At 54.6% G+C, this 5,721-nt stretch carries 4 protein-coding genes, 1 tRNA gene and 2 pseudogenes; 2 read left to right on the top strand and 5 right to left on the bottom strand.

What is annotated here, in order from left to right; translation table 11 throughout:
* Positions 1-277 precede the first annotated feature (277 nt).
* Positions 278-1,201 carry a histone deacetylase family protein gene (locus LJE91_12100; GenBank protein MCG6869430.1) on the top strand — a complete coding sequence of 308 codons (924 nt, stop codon included), beginning with the start codon at positions 278-280 and terminating at the stop codon, positions 1,199-1,201.
* A gap of 252 nt (positions 1,202-1,453) precedes the next feature.
* Here LJE91_12100 and LJE91_12095 read toward each other — a convergent pair.
* The 5 genes and pseudogenes from LJE91_12095 to LJE91_12075 all read right to left on the bottom strand — a co-directional run bounded on the left by LJE91_12095 (position 1,454) and on the right by LJE91_12075 (position 4,375).
* Positions 1,454-1,719, bottom strand: a pseudogene (locus tag LJE91_12095) (transposase).
* A 123-nt stretch (positions 1,720-1,842) separates the two neighbouring features.
* Positions 1,843-2,076, bottom strand: a complete 234-nt coding sequence (locus LJE91_12090; protein ID MCG6869429.1) for a thioredoxin family protein — start codon at positions 2,074-2,076, stop codon at positions 1,843-1,845.
* A gap of 9 nt (positions 2,077-2,085) precedes the next feature.
* Positions 2,086-3,069 carry a permease gene (locus LJE91_12085; protein ID MCG6869428.1) on the bottom strand — a complete coding sequence of 328 codons (984 nt, stop codon included), beginning with the start codon at positions 3,067-3,069 and terminating at the stop codon, positions 2,086-2,088.
* Positions 3,070-3,330: 261 nt separating this feature from the next.
* Positions 3,331-4,185, bottom strand: a pseudogene (locus LJE91_12080) (transposase).
* Between the two features lie 99 nt (positions 4,186-4,284).
* Positions 4,285-4,375: transfer RNA gene (locus LJE91_12075), tRNA-Ser, on the bottom strand.
* Between the two features lie 350 nt (positions 4,376-4,725).
* Between LJE91_12075 and LJE91_12070 the strand changes: the two genes are divergently transcribed.
* Positions 4,726-5,721 (top strand): transporter substrate-binding domain-containing protein (locus LJE91_12070; protein ID MCG6869427.1); only part of this gene is annotated, 996 nt, incomplete at its 3' end.

The raw sequence follows: 5,721 nt of genomic DNA, 5'->3' as shown, positions 1-5,721 counted from the left end.
ATGCGCCTGATGTCGCGCCTTGATGACGAACGATCCCGGCGCGGCGCTGTCCCTGCTTTGCTTGGGCACCGGTCTTGGGCTTCCTGCCCAAGCCGTTCACTGCTTCGCAGTTCACCCGGCGCAATCTGGTATGCCATTTTCCGGCAATCGCCTAAATTACAGCACAATTCCCGGAGGTCGGCCGAGCGGTCCCCGCAGACAAACCGGCGAATTGTTGCCAGATTGACCGCTATCGCCCGTCGGTGCCGGACCGTTTGCGGTTCAACTGGGAAACAACATGACGATTGCCCTGGTATCACATCCGGATTGCGCCGCACACGAAATGGGCGTCTATCATCCCGAACGACCCGAGCGTTTGAGTGCGATCAATGATCGCCTGATCGCCTCCGGTCTGGACATTCTGCTGCATCACTACGATGCCCCGCGGGCCACGCGCGAGCAACTGGAGCGCGCGCACGCCGGCACGTACATCGACGAGATCTTCGCCGCCTCACCCACAGTGGGACATGTCTGGCTGGACGGGGACACCTCGATGAATCCGCATACCCTCGAGGCCGCGCTGCGGGCCGCGGGCGCGGTGGTACTCGGTGTGGATCTTGTGATGCAGGGGCAGATACGTCAGGGGTTCTGCAATGTCCGACCGCCGGGGCATCATGCAGAACGTGCCCGGGCGATGGGGTTCTGCCTGTTCAACAACATTGCGGTGGGCGCCTATCACGCCATTCAGCAGCATAGACTGGATCGGGTGGCGATCGTGGATTTCGACGTACACCACGGCAACGGGACCGAAGACCTCGTCTCCGGTGACGAGCGCATCCTCCTGTGTTCGAGTTTCCAGCACCCCTTCTACCCCCACACCGGCTTCGATTCCGAGGCGCCCAATGTCGTCAACGTCCCGCTGGCCTCTGGAACGGACGGGGAAATGTTCCGGGAAGCCCTCACGGCGGCATGGTTGCCGAGGCTTGCCGAATTCGCGCCGCAGCTCGTCCTGATTTCCGCGGGATTCGACGGACATCGCGCCGAAGACATGGCGCACCTCAATCTGCTCGAGTTCGACTATGCCTGGATCACCCGAAAACTGCTGGAGATCGCCCGGGAAAGCGCTGGGGGCAGGATCGTCTCTTCACTGGAAGGTGGTTACGAACTGCATGCCCTGGCACGGAGCGTCGAAGCGCATATCCGCGTCTTTCTCGGTGGATAGATGGATTTCTGGGGAGAGGGATCTGTCTTCCCGCATTCACGGGATCCGGTCACTGCAATCGGATCACCGATATCGTGTAGGGCGCATCGACCTCGGAGTTGCCCGAGACACCCAGTGGCGTCAACCAGGCAACGCGGCATAAACGCATAAACGGGGTCAGGTCTTGTCTCGTGCCTTTTCAGGTAGATTCACAATTCTGCTGATCCTTGAATAAGGTAGTCCAACATGCTCGCCAATCTCTCGATTATGGGTCCGGTTGAATCGCTGGGTATAGACGCCGTTCAATTGACGCATGCCTTTGGAGAGGTTGCTGTCGGGAGTTTCGACGAGGAGGTGCCAGTTGTTCCCCATTTGACAGTAGGCGTGGACTATCCAGTTGAAGCGCTCGCAGACTTGTTCCAAGACCTCTAACCAAAGTTCCCGATCGTCATCGCCCAGGAATATATCGTCTCGCCGTCCCCGCGGGATGTGACGTGGTAAAGCGCTCCGGTAAACCCTATACGTAGCGGTCTGGCCATGGCGGCAGTCTACTCGAGTCGCAGTCACGGGACAAGACCTGACCCCCTGATCCCTCGCATGCTGGGTGCTGTGGGAGTTGGGGAGAGAAAACCCCGGCGACCCGATCAGGCCAACCTGGATGTCTATTTCAACCAACTTTCTACCTTTTTCCTATCAGGAATCGACCCTGAGTGCATTAAAATATCATCGACAACAACAGCTGGAGTACTCATTACCCCATAGCCCATTATTACTTCTGGACTGGTTTCTTTAACTACATTGACGGGAATGTTGTATTCGGCGGCAACCGATTGAATAAATTCTGCCGTCTTAATGCACTTGGCACAACCACTGCCTAACACTTTAATTTCTTTCATTGGCATCTCCTAGTTGAAATGAATTGCATTTAGAGTCCATCCTACTACGGTAAAGGATGCCAGCAGGAGCGCAAAAATAATCACGAGCAACCCCCATGTCATAACCTGCTTCAGCAATATGAATTCCGGAAAACTTGCGGCTACGGTACTCATGCAAAACGCCAATGTGGTTCCAATCGGCAGGCCTTTTGCGATCAAGCTTTCCATTATTGGGATAACACCAGTAGCATTTGAATAGAGCGGAATACCGAGGAGAACAGCTAGGGGAACAGACCACCATTGCCCGCTTCCAAGGTTCGCCTCTATCCAGGAAATTGGCACAAAGCCGTGTAGTGCAGCGCCAAGGCCCACACCGATAAAAACCCATTTCCAAACACGACTCAAAATATCCAGTAATTCTTGTTTGGCGAATTCATGCCTCTCCCTAAACGATAGCGTTGGTCTTCTAGTGTCTCTGTTAACCGTCGGCTTTGCCGATTGATAGGCCTTAAGCGCAAAGGGTTGTAAAAGTTTTTCGGCATGGATAAGATCGAGAAATATTCCACCTGTAATTCCTACTGCCAATCCAACTAACACATAAATAAGTGTTATCTCCCATCCCACCAAGCTCAACAAAAGCAATACGGCTACTTCATTAATCAGCGGCGACGTCAAAAGAAATGACATCGTTATACCAACGGGAATGCCCCCCGATGTAAAGCCAAGAAAAACCGGAATGCTTGAACAAGAGCAAAACGGCGTTAGTGCTCCGAATATCGACCCCATAAAATAGCCGATAAATCTGTTTTTCCCTGCCAGATAACCTCGAACTTTTTCGATGTTTAGAGATGCGCGGATAAGTGCAATAAAATAGATCATAACAACCAAGAGAAAAAATATCTTGGCCGTATCCTCAATAAAAAAGTGAACTGCACCACCTAGCTTTGAGTGCGGCGCCAAGCCAAAAAGCGCAAAAGTAGTCCAATCAGCCAATTCTGTAAAAATAGTCAGCACGTAATTTCTCTTAGGCGATTGCCGGAAAATGGCATACCGGATTGCGCCGGATTTCCGTTCGTCATCAAGGCGCGACAACAGGCGCATAGTCGATCTATGTAACGGTTGTCGCAACACAGAGGACGGACGAAAAGACAAGCAGGATGGTATATCATTTGACAGAAATCGCCCTATTCGTCTTTCGCGGTAGGAGCGCCCGTTACCGGGCGCCCCCCGCACAGTCCTCGGCGTGCAGTTTTCCCGCACCACGCATAAACGGGGTCAGGTCTTGTCTCGTGCCTTTTCAGGTAGATTCACAATTCTGCTGATCCTTGAATAAGGTAGTCCAACATGCTCGCCAATCTCTCGCATATTGTAGCGTCCACTATTAAATGCTTCGAAAATCGCAGTATCGCGATCTCGGTGTTTGTCGAAATACCAAGTCAACGGCCGGGACACAGGCTGTCGTTGCATCTTGGGGATTTCACTCAAGCGCTGGTCTGCATCCACTTTGCGCTGCATCGTATCCACAAATGCATCTGAACCCAGATAGATTTGATTCTTGAGTTCTGCCCAGGGGGAAGGCTGATGTTTTCCGTCGGCGACAAACCGTCGGTACGCGGTCTGTGCCTGTTGCTTGCGTTCGGCGAAAGCGGCCAGTATCCAGTCGATCTCCAGCCAATTGGGCGCCGCGGTCATTCCCGCCGTAGCCCGATAGTTGCTCCAGGGCCAATCCCGTGCCGTGCGTACCATGCGGGGGCGAACGGGATTGAGAACGACGTAGCGAGATAAGTCCAACAGGTAAGCGTCTTTTTGCACCAATATGGCCTTGTATCGACCTTGATAGACGTGGCCTACCCGATTATGGGTCCGATTGAATCGCTGGGTATAGACGCCGTTCAATTGACGCATGCCGTTGGAGAGGTTGCTGTCGGGAGTTTCGACGAGGAGGTGCCAGTTGGTTCCCCATTTGACAGTAGGCGTGGACTATCCAGTTGAAGCGCTCGCAGACTTGTTCCAAGACCTCTAACCAAAGTTCCCGATCGTCATCGCCCAGGAATATATCGTCTCGCCGTCCCCGCGGGATGTGACGTGGTAAAGGGCTCCGGCAAACCCTATACGTAGCGGTCTGGCCATGAAGGCAGTCTACTCGAGTCGCAGTCACGGGACAAGACCTGACCCCCTCATCCTCCGATCAGTCACCACATGTTTCTCTATTGAAATGGACATGAAGAATGGCGGAGAGGGTGGGATTCGAACCCACGTGCCCCTGACGGGACCAACGGATTTCGAGTCCGCGCCGTTATGACCGCTTCGGTACCTCTCCTAAACAACGAAAAATCATTAGGTTATATGATATTCCGCAGAATATACATGACAAAATCCTTCCTCGCGCAACGCTGGGGCCGCAAGCCTTCCGTCACAGGCATCTATTGGCCTCGATCACCCGAACTGTTGCATCGATTGTCGTAGAATACGATCTTCGTTTTTCACGTCGGGGTTCTATAGCCGACACGAAAAAGAAGAACAACAATGACCTCTAACCGGACACCTCGGGAAATCCTTACCGCTATTGTCCACGTCGCGCCACCGATACGACCGGCAAGTGCGGGACTGATATTCTAACCAAGATCACCTCGGTTGAGTATCCCACCCGCAGGTTCAATCGCGTCGCACATGGAAAGACAACCGAAGGCGCACAACCTGATCCTCTTCGTGTTCCTGCTTACGGTCGTCGTCCGGTTCGTCGAGTCGGAACCCGCGCCGACCCTGCTGGAGGAGATTCAGGTCACGGGAAGGCTCGATGTTGCAATGATCGGCGAACCGTCACAGACCGGGGAACGGCCAAGGGGGATGCGGGGCTTTGAACACGACCTTATCGAACTCTTAGCCGACGAACTCGGGGTCGAACCCCATGTCGTCATGGTCCGCAATCCGGGTACGGGTATGGCATTTGAGATGGTGCACCGGGGAGAGGCGTCCCTGGCGGCGGGCGGACTCTCTCCGGACGATCGCGTCGCGTATTCCTTTCGGTTCAGCCCGCCCTACTTCGAATTCACGCCACAGCTCGTCTACCTCAAGGGCAACGGACCACCCGGCTCGCTTGAGAACATCGACATAACGGCGGTCGCGGTGGGAAGCTATCCGGCCTATTCCAGGGACCTGGGCAAACTACAGGCAGACGACCCACAACTGGACCGGCGCACCTTTGACAACATCGCCGTACTGGAGCAGGTTTGGCGCGGAAACGCCAGGTATGCCGTCGCCGGCTCCCACGACGTACTTTACGGGCACCGGTTCTTTCCGGGCCTCAGGGTGGCATTCGAGCTATCGGATCCTTTTCCCCTCGCCTGGGCCTTTCCCAGAACGATCGATGACAGCATTTTCCGCGCGGCGTCGGAATTTCTGGAGAACGCTTCCGTGGACGGCGGGATGCAGATCCTGATGGACCGTCGCTTCGGTCATGTAAAGGGGTTCGGGGACGCGAGTTCGCTGACCTTTCTACACCGGATCGATCAGCGCCTGCCAAGTTCAGAGGACCTGATCTCGGCCCCGCGGTTTTCTTGTAAGGGTCTGGCGAAAAACCTCGGGAATTCAATCGGAAGCAAGCCAACTGCGGCGATTCTGCCGAGCAGCCTTTGGCGGAGGCTTGGATTTTGCGAAGATACCAGT

This window comes from Gammaproteobacteria bacterium, assembly GCA_022340215.1.
Classification (GTDB): Bacteria; Pseudomonadota; Gammaproteobacteria; order JAJDOJ01; family JAJDOJ01; genus JAJDOJ01.
This window is presented reverse-complemented; position numbering and strand designations above follow the sequence as displayed.